Origin of the sequence: Embleya sp. NPDC059237 (assembly GCF_042754105.1) — a bacterium.
Classification (GTDB): domain Bacteria; phylum Actinomycetota; class Actinomycetes; order Streptomycetales; family Streptomycetaceae; genus Embleya.
Map to the genome: position 1 here is coordinate 375400 of NZ_JBHZAE010000009.1, position 21466 is coordinate 396865.

20 protein-coding genes are annotated in these 21466 nt (G+C 72.0%); 8 read left to right on the forward strand and 12 right to left on the reverse strand.

What is annotated here, in order from left to right:
• Nucleotides 1–44 precede the first annotated feature (44 nt).
• A complete protein-coding gene (locus ACFXKZ_RS28260) occupies nucleotides 45–746 on the reverse strand; it encodes an SDR family NAD(P)-dependent oxidoreductase (RefSeq protein ID WP_380003841.1) in 702 nt (233 codons plus the stop codon).
• Between the two features lie 109 nt (nucleotides 747–855).
• Here ACFXKZ_RS28260 and ACFXKZ_RS28265 point away from each other — a divergent pair, with 109 nt between their 5' ends.
• From ACFXKZ_RS28265 to ACFXKZ_RS28275, 3 genes are all read left to right on the forward strand, one after another.
• Complete coding sequence (locus ACFXKZ_RS28265) at nucleotides 856–1464, forward strand: TetR/AcrR family transcriptional regulator (RefSeq protein WP_380003842.1); 609 nt, start codon at nucleotides 856–858, stop codon at nucleotides 1462–1464.
• 274 nt (nucleotides 1465–1738) lie between these two features.
• Complete coding sequence (aac(6'), locus tag ACFXKZ_RS28270) at nucleotides 1739–2212, forward strand: aminoglycoside 6'-N-acetyltransferase (RefSeq protein WP_380003843.1); 474 nt, start codon at nucleotides 1739–1741, stop codon at nucleotides 2210–2212.
• A gap of 40 nt (nucleotides 2213–2252) precedes the next feature.
• Complete coding sequence (locus tag ACFXKZ_RS28275) at nucleotides 2253–3224, forward strand: alpha/beta hydrolase (protein WP_380003844.1); 972 nt, start codon at nucleotides 2253–2255, stop codon at nucleotides 3222–3224.
• Nucleotides 3225–3323: 99 nt separating this feature from the next.
• Here the strand turns inward: ACFXKZ_RS28275 and ACFXKZ_RS28280 are convergent, their stop codons facing one another.
• Complete coding sequence (locus ACFXKZ_RS28280) at nucleotides 3324–3530, reverse strand: hypothetical protein (RefSeq protein WP_380003845.1); 207 nt, start codon at nucleotides 3528–3530, stop codon at nucleotides 3324–3326.
• A gap of 334 nt (nucleotides 3531–3864) precedes the next feature.
• Here ACFXKZ_RS28280 and ACFXKZ_RS28285 point away from each other — a divergent pair, with 334 nt between their 5' ends.
• A complete protein-coding gene (locus ACFXKZ_RS28285; protein WP_126641854.1) occupies nucleotides 3865–4647 on the forward strand; it encodes an isoprenyl transferase in 783 nt (260 codons plus the stop codon).
• 12 nt (nucleotides 4648–4659) lie between these two features.
• Here the strand turns inward: ACFXKZ_RS28285 and ACFXKZ_RS28290 are convergent, their stop codons facing one another.
• From ACFXKZ_RS28290 to ACFXKZ_RS28325, 8 genes are all read right to left on the reverse strand, one after another.
• Nucleotides 4660–5277, reverse strand: a complete 618-nt coding sequence (locus ACFXKZ_RS28290) for a YciI family protein (RefSeq protein WP_380003846.1) — start codon at nucleotides 5275–5277, stop codon at nucleotides 4660–4662.
• 106 nt (nucleotides 5278–5383) lie between these two features.
• Nucleotides 5384–6283: a carbon-nitrogen hydrolase family protein gene (locus ACFXKZ_RS28295; protein ID WP_380003847.1), complete on the reverse strand. Its 900-nt coding sequence runs from the start codon at nucleotides 6281–6283 to the stop codon at nucleotides 5384–5386.
• A 30-nt stretch (nucleotides 6284–6313) separates the two neighbouring features.
• Nucleotides 6314–6976: a carbon monoxide dehydrogenase subunit G gene (locus ACFXKZ_RS28300; RefSeq protein ID WP_380003848.1), complete on the reverse strand. Its 663-nt coding sequence runs from the start codon at nucleotides 6974–6976 to the stop codon at nucleotides 6314–6316.
• A 15-nt stretch (nucleotides 6977–6991) separates the two neighbouring features.
• Nucleotides 6992–9421 (reverse strand): aerobic carbon-monoxide dehydrogenase large subunit, encoded by a 2430-nt coding sequence (gene cutA, locus ACFXKZ_RS28305; protein ID WP_380003850.1) that lies wholly within the window; start codon nucleotides 9419–9421, stop codon nucleotides 6992–6994.
• The gene (locus tag ACFXKZ_RS28310) at nucleotides 9418–9954 is read right to left on the reverse strand and encodes a (2Fe-2S)-binding protein (RefSeq protein ID WP_380003852.1); all 537 of its coding nucleotides are present in this window, start codon (nucleotides 9952–9954) and stop codon (nucleotides 9418–9420) included. The genes cutA and ACFXKZ_RS28310 overlap by 4 nt, the downstream gene beginning before the upstream one ends.
• The gene (locus tag ACFXKZ_RS28315) at nucleotides 9951–10868 is read right to left on the reverse strand and encodes an FAD binding domain-containing protein (RefSeq protein WP_380003853.1); all 918 of its coding nucleotides are present in this window, start codon (nucleotides 10866–10868) and stop codon (nucleotides 9951–9953) included. The genes ACFXKZ_RS28310 and ACFXKZ_RS28315 overlap by 4 nt, the downstream gene beginning before the upstream one ends.
• 46 nt (nucleotides 10869–10914) lie before the next feature.
• Nucleotides 10915–12378 (reverse strand): uracil-xanthine permease family protein, encoded by a 1464-nt coding sequence (locus ACFXKZ_RS28320; RefSeq protein WP_126641861.1) that lies wholly within the window; start codon nucleotides 12376–12378, stop codon nucleotides 10915–10917.
• A gap of 259 nt (nucleotides 12379–12637) precedes the next feature.
• A complete protein-coding gene (locus ACFXKZ_RS28325; protein ID WP_380003854.1) occupies nucleotides 12638–14308 on the reverse strand; it encodes a PucR family transcriptional regulator in 1671 nt (556 codons plus the stop codon).
• 296 nt (nucleotides 14309–14604) lie between these two features.
• Here ACFXKZ_RS28325 and ACFXKZ_RS28330 point away from each other — a divergent pair, with 296 nt between their 5' ends.
• From ACFXKZ_RS28330 to ACFXKZ_RS28345, 4 genes are all read left to right on the forward strand, one after another.
• The gene (locus tag ACFXKZ_RS28330) at nucleotides 14605–15606 is read left to right on the forward strand and encodes a DUF2877 domain-containing protein (RefSeq protein WP_380003855.1); all 1002 of its coding nucleotides are present in this window, start codon (nucleotides 14605–14607) and stop codon (nucleotides 15604–15606) included.
• Nucleotides 15590–17068: an FdrA family protein gene (locus ACFXKZ_RS28335; protein ID WP_380003856.1), complete on the forward strand. Its 1479-nt coding sequence runs from the start codon at nucleotides 15590–15592 to the stop codon at nucleotides 17066–17068. The genes ACFXKZ_RS28330 and ACFXKZ_RS28335 overlap by 17 nt, the downstream gene beginning before the upstream one ends.
• Nucleotides 17065–18474: a DUF1116 domain-containing protein gene (locus ACFXKZ_RS28340; protein WP_380003857.1), complete on the forward strand. Its 1410-nt coding sequence runs from the start codon at nucleotides 17065–17067 to the stop codon at nucleotides 18472–18474. The genes ACFXKZ_RS28335 and ACFXKZ_RS28340 overlap by 4 nt, the downstream gene beginning before the upstream one ends.
• 120 nt (nucleotides 18475–18594) lie before the next feature.
• Nucleotides 18595–19344, forward strand: a complete 750-nt coding sequence (locus ACFXKZ_RS28345; RefSeq protein ID WP_380003858.1) for a nucleotidyl transferase AbiEii/AbiGii toxin family protein — start codon at nucleotides 18595–18597, stop codon at nucleotides 19342–19344.
• A 6-nt stretch (nucleotides 19345–19350) separates the two neighbouring features.
• On the opposite strand, the gene ACFXKZ_RS28350 is transcribed toward ACFXKZ_RS28345, so the two are convergent.
• The gene (locus ACFXKZ_RS28350; RefSeq protein ID WP_380003859.1) at nucleotides 19351–20028 is read right to left on the reverse strand and encodes a response regulator; all 678 of its coding nucleotides are present in this window, start codon (nucleotides 20026–20028) and stop codon (nucleotides 19351–19353) included.
• A gap of 36 nt (nucleotides 20029–20064) precedes the next feature.
• Nucleotides 20065–21354 carry a sensor histidine kinase gene (locus tag ACFXKZ_RS28355; protein WP_380003860.1) on the reverse strand — a complete coding sequence of 430 codons (1290 nt, stop codon included), beginning with the start codon at nucleotides 21352–21354 and terminating at the stop codon, nucleotides 20065–20067.
• Nucleotides 21355–21466 lie beyond the last annotated feature (112 nt).

Genomic DNA, 21466 nt, shown 5'->3' on the forward strand with positions numbered 1-21466 from the left:
CCACGGAGGTGATCATGGGATTTCGTGTGTACGGACCCCCGGAACTACCAGGGCACCACCTCCCCATTCAGGTCCAGGAACTGGAGCCCGGGCGCGCCCGCTTGCGCCTCCAGGACGTCGACCACCGCCGGGATGCTCTCCTCGGGGGCCAACGGTGCGTCGAAGCCGCCCAGCCTGGTGCGGTTGTGGCCCGGGTCGATGAGGAGCTTCGTGTGGTCGTCGTCGGCGTGACGGGTCGTGTAGCTGCGCATCAGTTGGTTGAGCGCGGCTTTGCTGGCTTTGTACAGCTCGTAACCGCCCTCGGTGTTGCGCGAGATGCTGCCCTGGTCGGACGACATGACCGCGACCGTCCCGCCCGGCGCGACCAGTTCGCGCAGTGCTTCGAGGGCGCGCAGCGGGCTGAACGCGTTCGTGATCATCACCTCGGTGAACATCTCCGTCGGGACCTGGTCGATCGGCAGATCGCCCCGGTCGATCGCGGCGTTGACGAAGAGCAGATCGAGTCGCGTACCCGCCAGGTGCTTGCGCAGCGACGCCAGGTCCTCGGCGCTGGTCATCTCCAACGACTCGACCGTCAGCCGGCCTCTCGATCGCCGGGCCATCGCGCGCAGTTCGTCGCCGTCCGCGCGCACGGTCGCGGTGACCTGCCAGTCGCGGCGAATCAGTTCGTCGGCGAGGACGAGGCCCAGGCCGCGGGAGGCGCCGATGACGAGAGCGTGGCGCGGGGGCGTGGTGGTGCCGGACACATTGGCTCCTTCATGGGGTCGATGGCTTCAATCTAGACGCGACGTCGTGTCTAGACAAGACGTTGCGTCAAGACTGGATCGCGGCGGCGCCGCCCGGTACGGTGTCCCCATGTCCGCCGCCAGCTCTCCGCCCCCCAGGGCGCACTCCGGGAATCGGCGCGACGAGGCCGCGCGTCTGGCCGTGCTCCACGCCGCAGACGACCTGCTCGTCGAGCACGGCTTCGGTGCGCTGACCATCGAATCCATCGCCCGCCGGGCCGGTGTCGCCAAGCAGACGATCTACCGCTGGTGGCCGTCGAAGGTCGAGATCCTGCTCGACGTACTCGTCGAGGACAGCGAAAAGCGCTTCCCGGTGCCGACGCAGGAGCAGCCGACGGCCGACGACATCCGGCGTTATCTGCGGGCCTTCGCGCGCTTCGTCACCCGCGATCCGGCGGGCCGGGTCCTGCTCGCGCTCCTGGCCGAGGCCCAGCACCACTGCGCCACGGCCGCCTCGCTGCACGAGCGTTATCTCGACCCCCGCCGCGCCGCCGAGCGCGACCTGCTCACCCGTGCCACCGCCGCCGGCGAGATCGCTCCCGCCCTGGCCGCCGACGCCACGATGGACGCCCTCGTCGGTCCGATCGTCTACCGCGCGATGACCGGCTCCACCATCCCGCGCGCCCTGGTCGACACCCTCGTCACGGACCTGCTCAAGCCCCGACGTCCCGCGGCCTGAGCAGCGGGTGCCGGCGCCACCGGGGCCGGGTGCGGCCGGCCTCGAACCGATCGGTGTCGAAACGGTCGGTGGCGGCGCTGTCCATGTGCATCACCTCGGGGATCGGCTACACGACGGCCTGTTCGGTGCTCGGGTCGGGCGCGGCGGCCAGGTGGTGCCGGCGCTTGGGCAGGCCGTCCAGGCGCTCGCGTGAGCGCCACCGTCGCCCTCGCCGTCGGCCATGGTGACGACCCGGCGTTCGGGATTCATGGCCGGCGGGTGGGAGAATGCGGGCATGGAACTGCGCGGGGATCGGGTCGTGTTGCGGGCGGTTGTCGAGGCGGATCGGGCGATCCTCGATCGCATCGTCGCCGAGCCCGAGGTGGCGGCGTGGTGGTCGCCGCCGCAGGACTACGACGACATGTGGGCCGTCGTGTTCGAGGGCGAGGTCATCGGGGCCGTGCAGTTCGACGAGGAGACCGATCCCGAGTTCCGGCACGCGGGCATCGACCTGTTTCTGACGGCGCGCCGGCACGGGGAAGGGCTCGGCTCCGACACGGTCCGCACCCTCGCTCGGTGGCTGCTGGACGAACGCGGCCACCACCGGCTGACCATCGACCCGGCGGCGGCCAACGCCGCCGCTATCGGCTGCTACACCAAGGTCGGCTTCAAGCCCGTCGGGGTCATGCGGCGCTACTGGCGCGACCACCGCACGGGCGACTGGGAGGACGGCCTGCTGATGGACCTGCTCGCGGACGAACCGACCTGAGCCGCCGGCGGCCGTCCGGGCGGATGGTTGACTGCGTCGTATGGACCCCACGCGCACCTTCCGAGCCGCGCCGCCGTTCGACCCCGAACTGGGGGGCGGGGGGTCGGCGCAGCCGCTGACGCCGGAGAACCTCGCGGAGCGGCAGGCCCGGGACGCGGCCGTGCGGCCCAGACCGACGCCCGAGCGGTTGCGGGACGGCGGACGCTTCGAGGTGGACGAACTGCGCGTGCCGGGCCCGCCGGACGGGCCCGACGTCACGCTCGTGAGCGCCCGCCCCGCCGGGGTTGCCCGACCGCTGCCGCTCCTGTACTACATGCACGGCGGCGGCATGGTCTCCGGCAACGCGTGGTCCGTACTCCCGCGCCTCCTGCGCGCGTGGGCCCACCGGCTCGAACTGGCCGTCGTCTCCGTCGAATACCGCCTGGCGCCCGGAACACGTCACCCGGGACCGGTGGAGGACTGCTACGCCGGACTCGTCCACGTCGCCGAACAGGCGGCCGACCTCCGCATCGACCCGGACCGCGTCGTCGTCGGCGGCAAGAGCGCCGGCGGCGGACTCGCGGCGGCCCTCGCCCTGCTCACCCGCGACCGGGGCGGCCCCACCCCGCTCGGCCAACTCCTGCTGTCCCCGATGCTCGACCACCGCAACGACAGCGTCTCGGCCCGGCAGATGGCCGGTCTCGATCCCTGGGACCGCACCTCCAACGCAACCGCCTGGCAGGCCCTCCTCGGCGAGCGCACCCACGACCACGAGGTCTCCCCCTACGCCGCCCCCGCCCGCGCCGTCGACCTGTCCCGCCTGCCCCCGGCCTACCTCGACGTCGGCTCCGCCGAAACCCTCCGCGACGAGGCCGTCACCTACGCCGACGCCATCTGGCGAGCCGGCGGCCGAGCCGAACTCCACGTCTGGCCCGGCGCCTTCCACGGCTTCGACACCCACGCCCCCCAGGCGGCGATAAGCCGAGCCGCGCACGAGACCCGCACCCACTGGCTCCACCGCACCCTTACGTGACGCGCCGCCGAAGCCGCGAACTCGGTGACCACGGGCCGGGGTGCGCCGTCGTCGCCCGACTCCGCCGGGCACCCGGCATGTGGGCACTCCGTGGCGCCGCTACGTCCTTCCCCGCTGCCGGGGTGTGTCGCGGAGGATTTCGCCGAGGCGTGGGTGGGCGAGGTAGTTCCTGGCGAGGTGGAAGTCGAAGGCGCCGATGACGGTGTGTTCGTCGCTGTCGACGCCGGTGAAGGTGCGGCTGATGCCGCCCTTGGGGATGGCGACGATGTCGCCGGGGTCGGCGCCCGATCCCCACCACCACCGCACGCCCCACGCCCACCCGTGCCCCCTCGTCCGCAGGCAATCCAGCCTGCCAGGCAGCGACCGGCCCCACCCGCCGAACACAAGGGTTCCCGCGCCGCGGCCGGCGGGCGTGTGGTTCGCCCGGTCGAAATGGCACCGGATGGCGAGTAGCCGATATACCGTAATGATCCTATATGTGATACATGCACTACAGTGGCCCCGGGCGCGTCCTCGGGTGTGGCACCCGGCCAAGTAGCCTGTGTGGTAACGGCTTTGGGGACGCTTGGCGAAGCGGGTGAGGTAACCCCCCTGGTAGGGTCCGCCGAGGCTGCCACGACGTGATGCGACGGAGAAGGTCATGAAGCTGCTCCCGCTGTTCATTCGACGGCCGATCGAGGCGGTGTACGAGCGCCGGCTGGCCTCGACCCTGGTCGGGCTGCCGCGTCCGCAGAATGTCGGGATCATGCTCGACGGCAACCGGCGCTGGGCGCGCAAGGCGGGACACTCCGACGTGCGGGAGGGCTACCGCGCCGGCGGCGCGAAGGTGACCGAGTTCCTGGGCTGGTGCAGTGCCGCCGGGATCGAGCACGTGACCCTGTTCATGCTCTCCGACGACAACCTCGGCCGGCCCGCCGAGGAGCTGGGCCCGCTGATCGAGATCATCGAGGAGACCGTCCGGGACATCACCGCCGAGGGTCGCTCCTGGGAGGTCCAGGTGATCGGCTCGCTGGACATGCTGCCCGGTGCCGGTGCCCGGGTGCTCAAGGAGGCCACCGCCGCGACGGCCGGGCGCGGCGGGCTCAGGGTGGACGTCGCGGTCGGGTACGGCGGCCGGCGGGAGATCGTCGACGCGGTCAAGAGCGCGTTCGAGCAGCACATGGCGGCCGGCGGCGACCCGGCCGAGCTGGTCGAGCGGTTCGAGATCGAGGACATCTCGCGGCACCTGTACTCGCCGACCGCCGCCCACACCGACTTCATCATCCGCACATCCGGCGAGCAGCGGTTGTCCGGCTTCCTGCTCTGGCAGTCCGCCTACGCCGAGATGCACTGGGTGGACTGCTACTGGCCGGCCTTCCGGCACGTGGACTTCCTGCGCGCCCTGCGCTCGTACGCCACCCGCGAACGCCGCTTCGGCAAATAGCGGCCGAGCCGATCAGTCGTCGTCCTGATCCCGGCCGCCGAAGCACCAACTGTGCGCCTCGATGCTCGCGTACAGGTCGGCCCGCGCATACGGGCTCCGCCCGAGCAGCGCCTGCGCCGTCGCGTGGTCCGGGAGTTCGGCCAGGATCGCGGTGCCCAGCCACCGCGCACCGTCCTCGGACAGCAGCGGCCCGCACACGATCAGTGATCCGGCGTGCTCGCCGTCGAGCAGATGGCGGCGCTGTTCGGCGTGCAGCGCGTCCCGGGCCGCGGTGCTGCCGGGCCGAGCATGGGCGAGGAGCAAAAAGCGCGGCCCGGCCGGCGAACCGCCCGTGAAGTCCCACATCTTCCGGCCCAGCGTGTTGCCCCACCGGCGGATCAGCACCTCCGGCTCGTACACGCCCGCCCGGTGGTTCGGCTCGTCGTAGGCGAACTCCCGGACCGCGTCGGCATCCGGCAGATCGACGATGTGCACACTGCCGGTCACCGTCTGCCCGTCGGCGGCGAACGTCGGCCCCCGGGCGATCATGCCCTCGGCGTAGCGGTCCATGAACGCCCAGTGTGCTTCCAGGAGTTCGTCGCGCAGTGCGCGAGTCCCCGGCCGGTCGCGACAGTAGAACAGGTACTCCATGTCGGATCCCCCCGTGCGGTGTCGCCATGCATGCTACGCGCGACGGGCCGGCGGGGGAGCAACCCCCGCCGGCCCGTCGGTCGTTCGTGGCAACCGCCCGTCCCGCCTACCCGTGCGGGAACGTCGTCTTCGCCGGACGCACCAGGTCGTCCGCGTAGTTGGCGATCAGGTCCAGGTTGCGGTCGGCCAGGTGGTCGAACACCTGCGGCACGCTCGAACCCGGGGTCAGCGACGCCAACGCGCGCTCCGGGTCGAGCCGGGCCGAGACCCAACCCTCGTGTGAGGACCCGCGCGCGATCACCTCGGCGCCCGGCGTGACGATCATCGAGTTGCCGAAGTACAACACGCCCGCCGGGTCGCTGCCGGTGGCGTTGGCGCCGACGACGTAGACGTGGTTGTCGTACGCCCGCGCGCGGTTGGTGAGTTCCCACAGGTCGGCGGAGCGCAGCAGCGCCGACGGACGGCAGATCACCTCGGCGCCCTGCACGGCCTGGATCCGGCTCAGCTCCGGGTAGTCGCCGTCGAAGCAGATGATCATGCCGATCCGACCGAGGTCGGTCTCCACCACGCTGACGTGCTCACCGGGCGTGACCCACCCACCGCGCGAGCGCAGTTCGGGACCGAAGGGGTGGGTCTTGCGGTACACGCCGAGCACCTGCCCGTCCGGACCGGCCAGCACCGACGAGTTGTACACCTCGCCGCGCTCGGCGCCGCGCTCGTACGTACCCCACACCAGGTGCACGCCCAACTCCCGGGCCCGCTCCTGGAACGGCTCGGTGAGCCTGCCCGGGACGGCGTCGACCAGGTCCCACAACTCCTCGGCGGGCAGCGCCGGGGTGAAGCCGGTGGTCACACTCTCGGGCAGTACCACCAACTCCGCGCCGGTCGACTCGACGCAGCGGGTCACCCACTGCAACGCGTGGGCGATGTTCGCCTCGACCACCGCCGCGGTGAGCGGCCCCGGGCGAGGCACGACCTGAACGGCCGCGGCCGTGAACGCACGCATGTTGTCGCTCCCTTCCCGAAACGAACCGGATCAGCGCCGACGCGCGATCACGCCGCCGACGATCGCGCCGAGCAGCGCCACCGCCGCACCGAACAGCGCGCCCTTGGCGAAGTCGTCGCCGGAGAAGGTGGACGCCGGGGCCGCGTACGTACCCGCCGGAGCCGCGACCGCGCCGCCATCCGCCGTCGCCACCACGGGAGTTCCGTTGACCGCGGCCGGCACACCGCCCTTCGGCGCGGCCGTCGGCGGCGTCTGCCCGGTCAGGATCTTGTCCACCGACTTGAAGAACTCGCCGGCCGTCTTCTTGGCGACCCCGGTCAGCATGCGCTGCCCGACACCGCCGATCACGCCGCCGACCACGGCCTCCGCGTCGTACTCCAACCGCGTCCGGCCGCCGTCGATGTCCTCCAGCGTCACCTTCACCTCGGCGCTGACCGTGCCCGGACCGCCCGAGCCGGACGCCTTGAGCATGAACGAGCCCGGCGGTACCTGGTCGGTGAGCTGCACGTTGCCCAGGTAGGTGCCCTTGATCGAGGCGACGCCCATCGTCACCGTCATCCGGTACGCGTCGGGGCCGGTCTCCTCCAGCTTCTCGCAGCCGGGGATCGTGCGGGTGAGCACGGCCGGGTCGTTCAGCGCCGCCCAGACCTTGTCGGCAGGGGCGTTCAGGATGGCGTTTCCTTGGACCTTCATGCTGGGTCGTGCTCCTTAACGGTGGGTGCCGGCGGCATGGTCGGCGCCCCGGCGCAGCGCCGGGATCTCGCCGGCGGCGAACCGCTTGCGCAGGTGGAAGAGTTCGGACGGCTGGATCGGCATCCGCGTGATCGGGAAGCCCTCGGCGTCCTCGATCGCGGACGCGAACACCGCCGCCGCGGGGATGACGCCCGCCTCGCCCGCGCCCTTGATGCCGAGCGGGTTGAGCGGGGAAGGAGTCTCCAGGTGGTCGATCTCGATCTTGGGGACCTCGCTGGCGTACGGCATCAGGAAGTCCATGAACGACGCGTTCACCAACTGCCCGTGCTCGTCGTACTCCATACGCTCGTACAGCGCGCCGCCGACGCCCTGGGCGACGCCGCCGTGCACCTGGCCCTCGACGATCATCGGGTTGATCAGGTGCCCGCAGTCGTGCACGACGCAGTAGCGCAGGATGCGGATCTCGGCGGTGTCGGGATCGGTCTCCACGATCACCGCGTGCATCCCGTTGGCGAACGTCGCGGTCGGCGGCGAGTAGTAGTCGCGCCCCTCCAGACCCGGTTCGTCGTCCTCGGCGACCGGCGGCTTGGAGAAGTCGGCCTTGCCGGTCAGCTGGGTGGCCGCCTTGGACGCCTCGTCGAACGCATAACGCAGCGGGTTGGACAACACCGCCACGGTGCCCAGCGCGACCGACGCGCCGGGGCTGCCCTTGACCCGCACGTGGCCGTCCACGATCTCCAGGTCGCGCGGGTCGGCCTCCAGCGCCTCGCCGGCGATCCGCAGCGCCTTGGCCTTGACGTTGCGCGCGGCCAGCGCGATGGCGTTGCCGCTCATCACCGCCGCGCGCGAGGCGAACGTACCCACCGCGTACGGGAATCGGCGGGTGTCGCCGGTGGTGACGGTGACGTCCTCGATCGGCACGCCCAGCTCGTCGGCGACGATCTGCGCGAACACCGTCTGGTGGCCCTGCCCCTGGCTGGTCAGGCCGGTGGCGACGACGACCTTGCCGGTGGTCTCGACCTGGACGTGGCCGCCCTCGTACGGGCCGACGCCGGTGCCCTCGACGTAGCACGCCACGCCGATGCCCACCCGGCGGCCCTCGGCGCGCGCCTGCGCCCGGTACGCCTCGAACTCGTCCCAGCCGACCAGCTTCTTCAGCGCCTCCAGCGAGCCGGGGAAGTCGCCCGAGTCGTAGATCAGCGGCCGGCCGTCCTGGAACAACAGCCCGTGGTCGTACGGCATTTCGTCGGGCTGGATGAAGTTGACCGCGCGCACCTCGGTGCGGTCCTTGCCCAGGTGGTCGGCGATCGCGTCCATCGCCCGCTCCATCGCGAACACGCCCTGCGGGCGGCCCGCGCCGCGATACGGGGTGACTATCACCGTGTTGGTGTACAGGCTGCGGAAGTCGACCCGGTACGCGCCGGGCTTGTACGGGCCGAGCAGCTGCGTCGAGGTGATGATCGGGACGATGATCCCGTACGGGGTGTACGCGCCGTTGTCGTGCAGGATCTCCACGTCCAGGCCGAGCAGTCGGCCGTCGTCATCGAACCCGACCCGTACGGTCTGGAGTTGGCCGCGCTCGTGGGCGGCGGAGATGAAGTGTTCGCGGCGGTCCTCGGTCCACTTGACCTCGTGGTCGAGCAGCCGGGCCGCCCACGGGATCAGGATCTCCTCGGGCCACGGGTGCACGATCTTGACGCCGAAGCCGCCGCCCACGTCGGGGGTGACGCACTCGACCCGGTCCAGCGGAAGGTCCAACTTGGCCGCCACGGCGGCGCGGACACCCGTGGAGGTCTGGGTCGAGGTGTACACGCGCAGGCTCTCGTCGGCCGCGTCCCAGCGGGCGTAGACGCCGCGGCCCTCCATCGGCATACACGCGCTGCGCTCGATGTCCAGCTTCAGTTCGAGCCGGTTGGGCGCGGCGGCGATCGCGGCCGGCGCGTCGCCGACCTCCTGGACCAGGTGCGCGGCGCAGTTGCCCGGCACGTCGTCGTGCACGAGGCGGTCCGCGCGGAACGCGTTCTCGATGCCGACCACCGGCGGCAGCGCCTCGTACTCGACGGTGATCCGCTCGCACGCGTCCTCGGCGAGGTAGCGGTCGGTGGCCACCACCATCACCACGGCCTCGCCGACGTGGTTGACGAACTCCTTGGCCAGCGGGTACGCGGTGCGTCCGTGGGTGAGCGCGGGGTGCGGGATGAGCAGCGGCAGCGGTTCGGCGACCCGGCCGGCCAGGTCCTCGTAGGTGTAGATCGCGATCAGGCCGTCGACGTCGAGCGCGCCGGTGACGTCGATTCCGGTGATCCGGGCCCGCGCGTGCGGGCTGCGCACGAACGCGGCCTCGTAGGCGCCCTCGCCCAGGTCGTCGAGGTAGCGGCCGTTGCCGACCAACAGGCGCAGGTCCTCGGTGCGTTGCACCGGTGCGCCGAACATCTTGGTGGTCATCGGGCGTCCCCCTCGGCGTGCGCGCAGCCCTTGCGTTCTTCCGTGATCTCGGCAGCGCGCAGCACGGACTTGACGATGTTCTGGTAGCCGGTACAGCGGCACAGGTTGCCGGAGACCGCCTCGCGGGCCTCCTCCTCGGTGGGCGTCGGGTTCTCCTCCAGGAAGGCGGAGACGACGGTGAGGAACCCGGGGGTGCAGAAGCCGCACTGGAGGCCGTGGCACTCGCGGAACGCCTGCTGTACGGGGTGCATGGTGCCGTCGGGCTCGGCGAGGCCCTCGACGGTGGTGATCTCGTGGCCCTGGGCGCTCACCGCGAACATCAGGCAGGCGCGCATCGGCTTGCCGTCGATGCGCACGGTACACGCGCCGCAGACGCCGTGTTCGCAGCCGACGTGGGTGCCGGTAAGGCCCAGGTCGTGGCGCAGGCAGTCGGAGAGCAGCCGGCGCGGGGTGACGGTGGTGGTGTGCAGTACGCCGTTCACGCTCAGCCGGATGTCGAGCCGCTGCTCGGTGGGGATCTGCGTCTCGGTCATCGGGCGCTCCGCTCGGTGCTGGTGGTGCCTGTGGTGCCGTTGGGGTCGACCAGGGCCGCGCGCTCGGTGGCGGTGCGCAGTGCCCGGACGGTGAGTACGCCCGCCAGTTGGGCGCGGTATTCGGCGGTGGCGTGGATGTCGCCCTCGGGCTCCAGGCTCCCGGCGGCCAGCGTCGCCGCGTCCTGCCACACGGCGGTGTCGGCGGTGCGGCCGATCAGCGCGTCGGTGAGGTCGAGCACGAGCGGGACGGGGGAGAGCGAGAGGTAGGCGGCGCGGGCCGAGACGATGCGCAGGTCGTCGTCGACGGTGACCGCCGCCGCGACCCCGCACATCGCGTAGTCGCCGTGCCGGCGGGCGATCTCGACGAACTCGGTGCCGGTGCGGCCCGGCAGGCGGGGGAAGTAGGCGGCGACGGCGAGTTCGCCCTCCTCGATGGCGGCCTCCAGCGGGCCGACGAAGAAGTCCTCGGCGGCGACCGTGCGGGTCGAGCCCTTGCGGGCGAGCGTCATCGAGCCGCCGAGCAGGGCGAGTACGGCGGTCATCTCGCCGGAGGGGTCGGCGTGCGCAAGGCTGCCCACGGTGGTGCCGCGGTTGCGGATCACCGGGTGGGCGACCAGGCGCAGGCCCTGGCGCAGCAGCGGGACCGCCGCGTGTGCGGCCTCGTCCGCCTCGACCTCGGCGTGCCGGGCGAGCGCGCCCACCGCGACGCCGCCGGGGTCGGTGCGGACGTAGGCCAACTCGCTGAGCCCGTTGATGTCCACCAGGTGGGCCGGGGCGGCGAGTCTCATGTTGAGCATCGGGATCAGGCTTTGGCCGCCGGCGAGGACCTTTCCGTCGTGGCCGACCTCGGCGAGGGCGTCGAGGGCCTCGGCCAGGTCGGTCGGTGCGTGATATCGGAATGCCGGCGGCTTCACGTGTCGTCCCCTCCAGGTGGTGCGTGCGGTGGTGCGGGTGGGTGGGTCAGCTCTGCGGCGGCGGGGGCGCGGCACTGCTGCCGGCCAACGGCTTGCCGCCGGGCGGGTGTTCCTCCACGGTGCCCAGGGACAGCGCGGTACCGCCCTCGAGTTCGACGTCGGCGGGGGCCTTGGGGTCGCGCATGTGCGCGGGGGCCAGGGCGTGCAGGGCGTGGTAGACCACCAGGGTCACGATGGTGCCGAGCGCGATGCCCTCGATGACGAAGTCGTCGTTGAACTTGATCGCGACGCCGCCGATGCCGATGACCACGCCGGCCGCGACCGGGACGAGGTTGATCGGGTTGGCGAAGTCGACCTTGTTCTCGATCCAGATCTTGGCGCCGAGCAGGCCGATCATGCCGTAGAGCACGACGGTGATGCCGCCGAGCACCCCGCCCGGGGTGGCCGCGATCAGCGCGCCGAACTTCGGACACAGGCCGAACAGCACGGCGACGACTGCGGCCACGTAGTAGGCGGCCGTGGAGTAGACCCGGGTGGCGGCCATCACGCCGATGTTCTCGGCGTAGGTGGTGGTCGGCGAGCCGCCCACGGCGCTGGCCATCATGGTGCCGACACCGTCGGCGGTGATCGCCTTGCCCAGGCTGCCGTCCAGGTCGGCGCCGGTCATCTCGGAGACCGCCTTGACGTGGCCGGCGTTCTCCGCGATCAGCGCGATCACCGCGGGCAGCGCGACCAGGATCGCCGAGGTCTTGAAGTCCGGGGCGTGCGTGGAGGGCATGCCGAACCAGTCGGCCGAGGTGACGCCGGAGAAGTCGACCCGGTCGTGGGCGAACTCCTTGCCGTCGTGCTGTCCGGGCTGCACCGAGGTGATCTGGCCGAACCCCTTGTCGAACAGCCACGACAACACGTAGCCGAAGACGAGCCCGAGGAAGATCGCGATGCGCGACCAGAAGCCGCGCAGCAGCACGGTCATCGCGATCACCGCGGTCATCGTCAGTATCGCGATCCACTGGTCCTGGGGCCAGTAGGTCTTGGCCACCACGGGGGCCAGGTTGAAGCCGATCAGCAGCACCACGGCGCCGGTGACCACCGGCGGCAGGGCCTTGTTGACCACTTCGGCGCCGAGCAGGTGGATCAGCACGCCCGCGAGCGCGAGTACGGCGCCGGCGACCAGGATCGCGCCGGTGACCGTCGCGCTGGAGCCGCCGGAGGCGCGGATCGTGGTGACCGCGCCGACGAACGCGGCGCTGGTGCCGAGGTAGCTGGGGATCTTCCCCTGCACGACGAGCAGGAAGACCACGGTGGCCAGACCCGACATCATGATCGCCAGGTTCGGATCCAGGCCCATGATCACCGGGAAAACGAATGTCGCGCCGAACATCGCGACGATGTGCTGTGCTCCCAGACCGATGGTCCGACCCCACGAGAGCCGTTCGTCGGGGCGTACGACCTCACCCGGAGGTGGGGTGCTGCCGTCCCCGTAGAGCTTCCATCCCAAGCCGAGTGCCATGTTCAGCCGCCTTCCAGGCGTAGGGGGGTGCGAGGGCGATTCGTTGTCGCACGACCCGGCACGGTGAGCGCGATCCGGTGGAGTCCGCCGGTCTCGCCACGAGGTTGGGGGAAGGTTATGGACGGGTCCGTCACCGGGGCTTGGGTGATAGGTGACAGAGCTCGCCCGGTGGTGTTGTGGAATTCACCCAAGGTTTGTTGCCGTCGTGTGTCGGCGTATGGATGAACGACCAAGGCTTTCTCCGTACGTGCGCGCCGCGCTACAGCCCGCGCATGCGGCGCACCTGGAGCGCCAGCATGATGTTGAGCCGTAGATGCGAGTCGGTGGTGAACGCGCCGAGCAGTCGTTCCAGCTTGCCGATCCGATAGCGCAGCGTGTTGTAGTGGAAATGCAGGATCCGGGCCGTCTCGGCCACGTTCAGGTTGGTGTCCAGGAGCACCTCCAGGGTGGTGCGCAGATCGGTGGTCTCCTCGTCCTCGCGGCTCGCGAGTTCGCCGAGGGTCTCCCGCATGAAGCTGGTCAGTTCGGCGGAGTCGGGGACCAGGCTGAGCAGCCGGTAGACGCCCAGGCTGTCGAAGTCGGCGATGCCGCCCGGGCCGTGCATCTGGCGGCCGACCTTGGCCGCGCGGCGGGCCTGTTCGTACGCCTCGGGGAGCAGCGCCGGGTCGGTGACCACGCGGCTGACCCCGGTGGAGAACGACCGGCGTCCACCGCCGCCGTCGCCGGAGACCTGGGTGACCATCTGGCGGACCGTCTCGCCGGGCGCGGTGCGCTGGGAGGCACCCATCACGACCACCACCTCCTGGCTGTAGCCGACCACCGCCGCGCGCGAGTCGCGCTCGCGCACGACCATGCCCCAGGCGGTGGCGAACCGCTCGTGGGCGGGCCGTAGATCGTCGGAGTCGGGGTCGGGGCTCTCGCCCGGCTCCAGCTGGGCGACCACCACGATCAGCGGGCGGTCGATGGCCCAGCCGAGTGAGGCGCAGTGCCGCACGGTGTGCGCGGGATCGCCCGCCCGCCCGGCCAGCAGGTCGCGCATGAAGTCGCCCTGATACTTGCTCTCCACGGCGGCGACCGCGAGGTCCTTGGTGATCACGAGGGCGGCGGTGGCCGCGGCCCGTTCGAGCACCTGGATGTCGCTCTCGTCAAGGGTACGACCGGCGGAGATCAGGACCACCCGACCATGGTCGAGGGCGCCGGCCAGGATCGGTACGAGCGCCACGCCGGTACCGGGATCCTCCAGGGCGCCGGCGCCGTGCTTGAAGCGCTCGACGCGGAAGCGGCCGGAGGCGTCGAACAGCGCGCGGCGTGTGGTGGCGGTCTGCCGCGCCGTCTCGCCCTCGTTGTCGGATTCGGAGGACGCCAGGAGCCGGCCGTCGGGGGTGGTGACCATGACGGTGCCGCCGAGCAGGCGGCTGAGTTCGTCGGTGATCGCTTCGAGGGCGCCGCCCGCGAGGACGACGCTGACCAGTGCGCGATGCGCCTCCTCGGAGCGGGCCAGCACCGCGGCCTGCCGATTGAGGATGTCGGTGAGCACCTGGTTGAGGATGTCGTCGAAGGCGACGTCGTCGGGCAGCCGGATGATGGGCAGGCCGACCCGGTCGGCGGCGGCCAGCATGTCGGCGGGCAACTCGTCGAGGTAGCGGCCGAGCTTGATGCCGACCGCGGCCAGCCGGCGCGATTCGAGCGCGGTGACCAGGTCGCACAGGGACTGCGGGGTCTCGCGCAGCGGGTATCCGGTGGTCAGGAGGAGTTCGTGCGGCTTGGTCCACGGCAGGATGTCCGGGACCTCCATCACGTTGAGTCGCTGCACGACGCGGTCCAGGCCGCGCTCGCCGGCCATCAGTTCGGCGCCCGACAGGCTGGAGAGGCTGAGCACGTCGCGGACGGGGACGCCGCGAACGAGCGTGCCGGTACTCGCGGTTCGCACCCCGCCGGGGCCTCCGCCAGGGCTTGGCAGATTACGCGAATTAAGTGCGCCAAGGTTGGCAACTTGCTCCATTCGAGGACCATAGCCATTGGATTACGTTCACAACAGACATAGAGCCGGTCCGATTCAAATCGGTTCGGACAAGACGCCCCACCGGTGCACTCGAGCCTCCGGCGTCACGGGCACACCGTGTCCACGGGTGACTTCGTACCGTTTCCGACGTATACGGCAGCCGCTTCGGACCGCATCGCACTGCACCGCATCGCTTCGCATCGCTCGCACCGGGAGGCACGACCGTGGCAGACCCGGGAGAGGTGAGCCGTGTGCCGGTGGGTGCGGTGACGCCGGCGGGCGCTGCCGCGTCGGTGGGCCCGGTGTCCGTGCCCGGGTCGGCGTCGACGGTGTTGCGGGCGGTGTTGGCGGGGCCCGAGCGGGCCGCTCGGGTGCTCGGGGTGTTTCCGGCCGCGCTGTACCTGGCCGATGTCGACTCCGGGGAGGTCGTGACGGTGTGTACGCACGACGCCGTGCGGCTGCCGAATGCCGTCGTGCTCGCCGCGCGGACCGAGCGGTCGCCGTTTCCGGTGTCGGCCGGTTCCGCCGACGCGCGGATCGGCGGGGGCGCGGTCGGCCTCGGGCCGCTGCGGGTGGACGTGGTCCGGTGGTGGACGCCGCCGCGTCCGCCCGTGCCCGGTGACGTGCGTACCCGCGCCCACGGTGTGACGACCCTGTGCGCCGCGCTGGACACCGCCGCCACCGGGCTGCCCGCCGGCGCCCGGGCCGATCTGGCCGAGCTGAGCCGGTACGCGTACGCCGACCCCGAACGGGCCGCCGGCGCCGCGCTGCGCCTGATCGGGCTCGGGCCCGGGCTGACCCCCAGCGGCGACGACGCGCTCTGCGGCTTCCTGCTCGCGCTGCGCCACCTCGACCCCGGCGCGGCCGGCGCCCGGCACGCGCACACCCTCGGCGCCCGCGTCGCCGCACACGCCCCGGGCCGCACCACCGACCTGTCCGCCGCGCTGCTCGGCCACGCCGCCCGCGGCGACGGCTGTACACAACTGATCGACCTGATCGGCGCGATGGGCCGCGACACCGACGTACTCCCGTGCCTGCGCCGCCTGCTGACGGTGGGTCACACCTCCGGCGCGGACCTCGCCCTCGGCGTGCTCGCCGGCGCCGAGGCGATGCGCACGGGCGCCGCGCCGGCCGAACCCCCGCACCCGAAACTCCCGCACCCGAAACTTCCGTACCCGAAACTCCCGTACCCCGAAGGAAGGAGCGCCCGTGAGCAGCGCGCTTGAGCTGCGCCGCGGAACATACCGAGACTCGGTCAGCCTGATGCAGGTGAGCCGATCGGTATCCGCGGTGGACGGGGTGACCAAGGCGCTCGTCGCCATGGCGACCGAACTCAACGTCGGCCTCTTGGCGGGCATGGGCTTCGAAACCCCCGACGGCGCCGGACCCAACGACCTGATCGTGGCGATCCGGGCCGAGGACGAGGACGCGCTGAGCCGTGCCAAGGCGGTCCTGGAGACGTCCCTGGAGCTGTCCACCGGCGGTGGCGGCGGGATCGGCGCGGCCGCCGGCGTGCCGCCGCGCACGATCCGCACCGCCGCCGCCTCCGGCACCGACGCCACCCTGGCGCTGATCTCGGTCCCCGGACCGCACGCCTTCGCCGAGGCCGTCGACGCCCTGGAAGCGGGCCTGGACGTGCTGATCTTCAGCGACAACGTGCCGGTCGAGCAGGAGATCCGGCTCAAGGACATGGGCCGCGAGCGCGGCCTGCTCGTGATGGGCCCGGACTGCGGCACCGCGCTGGTCGGCGGCGTCGGCCTGGGCTTCGCCAACACCGTGCGCGGTGGCCCGATCGGCATCGTGGCCGCCTCCGGCACCGGCTCGCAGGAACTCATGTGCCTGCTGCACGCGGCCGGCAGCGGGGTCAGCCACTGCCTCGGCGTGGGCGGACGCGACCTGAGCGAGGCCGTCGGCGCCCGCTCCACGCTCCAGGCGCTGGCCATGCTGGACGCCGACCCGAACACCGAGCTGATCGTGGTCGTGTCCAAGCCGCCGGCCGACGCGGTGGCCGCCGAGGTCGAGCGTTATGCCGCGACCCTGGGCACGCCGGTGCAGTTGGCCTTCCTCGGGCAGGGCCGGGACGACCTGACGGCCGCCGCCACCAAGGCGCTCGCCGCGATCGGCCACGCCGGCGTCGAGGACCGGGTGTGGCTGCCCGAGTCGCCGCGCACTCCGCGTACCGGCGCGCTGCGCGGGCTGTTCTGCGGCGGCACGTTGTGCGACGAGGCGATGATCATCGCCGCCGACCGGCTCGGACCGGTCGCGTCCAACATCCCGCTGCGGCCCGAGTGGGCGCTGCCCGCCGACATGCACGCGGCCGGCCACCTGATGATCGACTTCGGCGACGACGGCCTGACCGCGGGTCGCCCGCACCCGATGATCGACCCGAGCCTGCGCCTGGAACGCCTCGCCGAGGAACTGGCCGACCCGGCCGCCGCGGTGCTGCTCCTGGACGTCGTACTCGGCCACGGCGCACACGCCGACCCGGCCGCCGACCTGGCCGCGGTGTTGCGCACGGCCGGCCCCGACGCGCCCGTCGTACTGATCTCGCTGTGCGGAACCGACCTGGACCCGCAGGACCTGGAGGCCCAGGCCCGCACGCTGGCCGACGCCGGCGCCGAGGTCCACCTGTCCAATGCCGAGGCCGCCCGGCGCGCCGTGGCGATCGTAGAAGGGCTCGACGCGTGAGCGCTCCCAACCGTCTTCTCACCCAGGACCCGTCGGTGGTCGCGGTCGGCGCCGAACTGCTCGCCGACGCGCTCGCCGCGCAGGCCGTCCCCGTGACCGCCGTCGACTGGCGCCCGCCGCTGCCCGGCACCTCCGACGCGCTGGCCCGCGTACTCGCCGACGAGCGGCGCGACGCGGCCAACAAGGTCGCGATCGAGCGGGTGTTGGCGTCGACGCCGCACCTGGTCGACGTCAAGCCGGCGAGCGAGGCACTGGGCCTGACGGCGGGTCAGTTCCGGCACGCGGGGCCGCCGATCGACTGGGCGCGGGCGTCCGGGCCGATGCGCGGCGCGCTGATCGGCGCGGTGCTCTTCGAGGGCCTGGCCGACACCCCCGAGGCGGCGGAGAAGTTCCTCGCCGACGGGCACGCCGAGCTGGACTCCTGCCACCACCATCACGCGGTGGGGCCGATGGCGGGCGTGGTCAGCCCGTCGATGTGGATGTTCGAGCTGGAGGACACCACGCACGGCACCCGCGCCTGGTGCTCGCTGAACGAGGGCCTGGGCAAGGTGCTGCGCTACGGCGCGTACGGGCCCGAGGTGATCGAGCGGCTGCAGTGGATGTCGGCGGTGCTCGGCCCGCTGCTGCGCACCGCGGTGCGCGCGGGTGAGCCGATCGACATCCGCGCGATCATCGCGCAGATGCTCCAGATGGGCGACGAGGGCCACAACCGCAACCGCGCGGGCACGCTCATGCTCCTGCGCGAACTGCTGCCCAGCATGGTCGACAGCGGCGCGCCGACCAAGGACATCGCCGAGGCGGCCCGCTTCGTCGGCGGCAACGACCACTTCTTCCTGAACCTGGACATGCCGGCGTGCAAGCTGGCCATGGACGCGGGCCGGGACGTACCGGGCTCCTCGCTCGTGGTGGCGATGGCCCGCAACGGCACCGACTTCGGCATCCAGGTCTCCGGCACCGGCGACCGCTGGTACACCGGCCCGGCCGAGGTGCCGGACGGCCTGTACCTGGGCGCCTACGGCCCCGACGACGCCAACCCGGACATCGGCGACTCGGCGATCACCGAGACGGCCGGCATCGGCGGCTTCGCGATGGCGGCGGCGCCGGCGATCGTGCGCTTCATCGGCGGCGAGGTCGACGACGCACTCGCCGCGACGCGGCGGATGTACGAGATCACGCTGGCGGAGAACCCGGCCTACCAGATCCCGGTCCTCGACTTCCGCGGCACACCCACGGGCATCGACGTCACCAAGGTCGTCCGCACCGGCATCCTGCCCCAGATCAACACCGGCATCGCCGGCAAGGTGGCCGGCACCGGCCAGGTCGGCGCCGGCCTGGTAACCCCTCCGGCATCCTGCTTCACCGCGGCCATCGAGGCCCTGTCGGAAGCGGCCCCACCACTCGCCTGACCCGCAACCGGAGAGGGCCCGCCACGCAAGCTCCCGCGCGGCGGGCCCTTTCGGGTCCCGGCAGCCCCCGCGCCGGTCTCCGCGTACGCTGTGAGTCCCGAAACGCGAGGATTCGACACCGTGCCGCACACCCCCGAAGAGCAGATCATCCGCATCGCCGCGACCGCCGGCGAGCCCTTCGGGGTTGCCCTGGGCGGCAGTCGGGGGTTGGCGCGGCACGGGCTCGTGGAGCGGGACGGTGACACCGTCGACCTCGCCCTGGCCGCGCGTGACGGCAAGCGGCTCGGGGCCGCGCGGGCCGCGATCGTGGCCGCGTCGACCGAGGCGGGGTTCGGCGTGGGCGTCGACGGCAAGGCGGCCGGCAAGACCCGGGTCCGGCTCAACGTCCGGGCGCCGGGCGCCAAGCGGGCGATCCCGGTGAGCCTGTACGTCGGGCCGCGTCGGCACGAGCCGGTCGTGGTGGGCGACGTCCCCGTGCTGCATCCCGACGACCTCGCCGCCGCGAAGGTGGTCACCCTGGGGTCGCGGGCCGAACTCCGGGACGCCTTCGACGTGTTCGCGCTCTCCGCCGGCTACGACACCGGGCGGCTGCTCGAACTGGCGCTGGCCTACGACCCCGAACTGCGCGCCGCGGACTTCCTGACCGGGTTCAAGCACGTCACCGAGCGCGAGGACGCGGACTTCCGCCGACTCGGGTACACCGCCGCGCAGGCCGACGCGGTGCGTGCGTACTTCCAGGGCTGGTTCGCCGAACTGTCCGCCCGTGCCAGCCGCCCGATCGCCGCCGCGCTCGACCCGGAGGTCTTGGCGAAACTCGCGCGACTCGCCGAGCCGGCGACGGCGGCGACCGAAGGCGACGAGGACGCGTGAGCCGCCTCAGGACCGCCGGCCCCCGGGTGTGACCAACCCCGTCTCGTACGCCAACACCACCGCCTGCGCCCGGCTGGACAGGTTCAGCTTGGCCAGCGCCCGGTTGAAGTGGGTCTTGACGGTGGACTCCGTGACCACGAGCGTGCCGGCGATCTCGGTGTTGGCCAGGCCCTTGCCGACCAGGCGCAGCACCTCCAACTCCCGTCCGGTCAGCGCGTCCAGGGCCGGCGGCACGTCGGCGTCCGGCGAGGTGGGCGCGGCGGCGACGTACGTCTCGATCAGTCGCCGGGTGACGCTGGGCGCGAAGAGCATGTCGCCGGCCATCACCGCGTCGATCGCGGCGAGCAGTCGTTGCGGGCCGATCTCCTTGAGCAGGAACCCGGAGGCGCCGGCGCGCAGGGCGGCGTAGACGTACTCGTCCAGGTCGAAGGTGGTCAGCATGACGATCCGGGGCGGGTTGCCCTCGGCGGCGGCGAGGATGCGTTCCGTGGCGACCACGCCGCTCACCCCGGGCATCCGGATGTCCATCAGGATCAGTTCGGGTCGCAGCTTCGCCGCCATGTCCACGGCCTCGGCCCCGTCGGACGCCTCGCCCACCACGTCGATGCCGGGGGCCGCGCGTAACAGGGCGGCCAGACCCGCCCGGATCAGGACCTGGTCGTCCACCACAAGTACCTTGGTCACCCCGTCGTTCCTTCCGTCACGTCGGTCCGAGGCGACCTACGTGTCGCCCGTGCCCCCGACCTTGCCGCCCGACGTGCCGGGCTCGGCCGGGATGGGCAGGACGAGGCCGACCTCGAACCCTCCTTCCGGGCGCGGTTCGGCGGAGAACGTCCCGCCGTAGAGCCTGGCGCGCTCGGACATGCCGATCAGGCCGTGTCCGGACGCGCCCCCGATTCTGCCCGAATTCCGGGTCTGCGGGGTCGCGTCGGGGTCGGGTTCCCCGCCGTCGTCGCACACCGCTATGCGCAGTCGGGTGGGTTCGTACTCCACCGTCAGTTCCACCCGCGCGGTGCGGGCGTGTTTGAGCACGTTGGTCAGGGCCTCCTGGACGATCCGGTACGCGCACAACTCGACGCCGGGCGAGAGCGGACGGGCGATGCCGACCCGTCGGATGTCCACCGACACCCCCGCCGCCCGGATTCGGCGCACCACGTCGTCGAGGCGGGCCAGGCCGGGCGCCGGGTCCATGGTGTCGTCGGCGGCGGGTCGGTCCGGGCCGGGCACGCACACGGCGTCCATGTCCTCGGGATCGGCGCGCAGCAGCAGCAACATCCGGCGCATCTCGTCCAGCGCCTCGCGGGTGGTCTCCCCGATGGTGTGCAACGCCGCCTGGGCGGTGGGCGGATCGGAGCCGATCACATACTCGGCCAGCCCGGCCTGTACCGAGATCACCGAGACGTGGTGGGCGACCACGTCGTGCAGTTCGCGCGCGATGCGCACCCGCTCGTCGGTGACCGCGCGCCGCGCCCGCGCCTCCTGTTCGCGGGCCAGCTTGGCGGTCAACAGCGCCAACTGTGCGTTGCGTTCGCCCAGTCGACGGGCGGCCGTGCCGAACCAGCAGACAACGGGCGGAACGGTCAGGATCTGCGCGACGACGGTGACCATCGAGCCGCCGTCGGCGGCGAGGCCGGCGTAGATCCAGGTGGCGCCCACGGCGGCGATCGCCACCGCCGCGATCCGCACGGGCCGATGCGAGGCGACCGTGTACAGCGCGAGCAGCGAACCCAGGGAGTTCACCACCGGCCAGTAACCCAGGGCGATGAACCAGATCTGGAGCGCGAGCATCACGAACAGCACGGCGACGGGGGCGCGCCGGCGGACCAGGAGGGGGAGATTGATCAGGACGATCAGGACGAAACCGAATGTGTCGGTATGCCGCCAGTTCCCGGTCGGGTCCTCGCGCGCCAGCAACAGGCTGACCACCATGTCGGCGACCGCCAGCGTCACGTCCACGGCTCGCGGAGGAACGCCGGCGGGCAGTCTCTTCCACACCGTTCGGGCCCGCATCGGCGCAGCGTAGCCCGCAGTCGACGCCGTGTCGTCGAACCGGCGGTCCAGGTGCGCATACCGCGCTGGTTGTAGGTCGGAGGCGGGGGTCTCGGGAGGCCCCGGGGAGAGC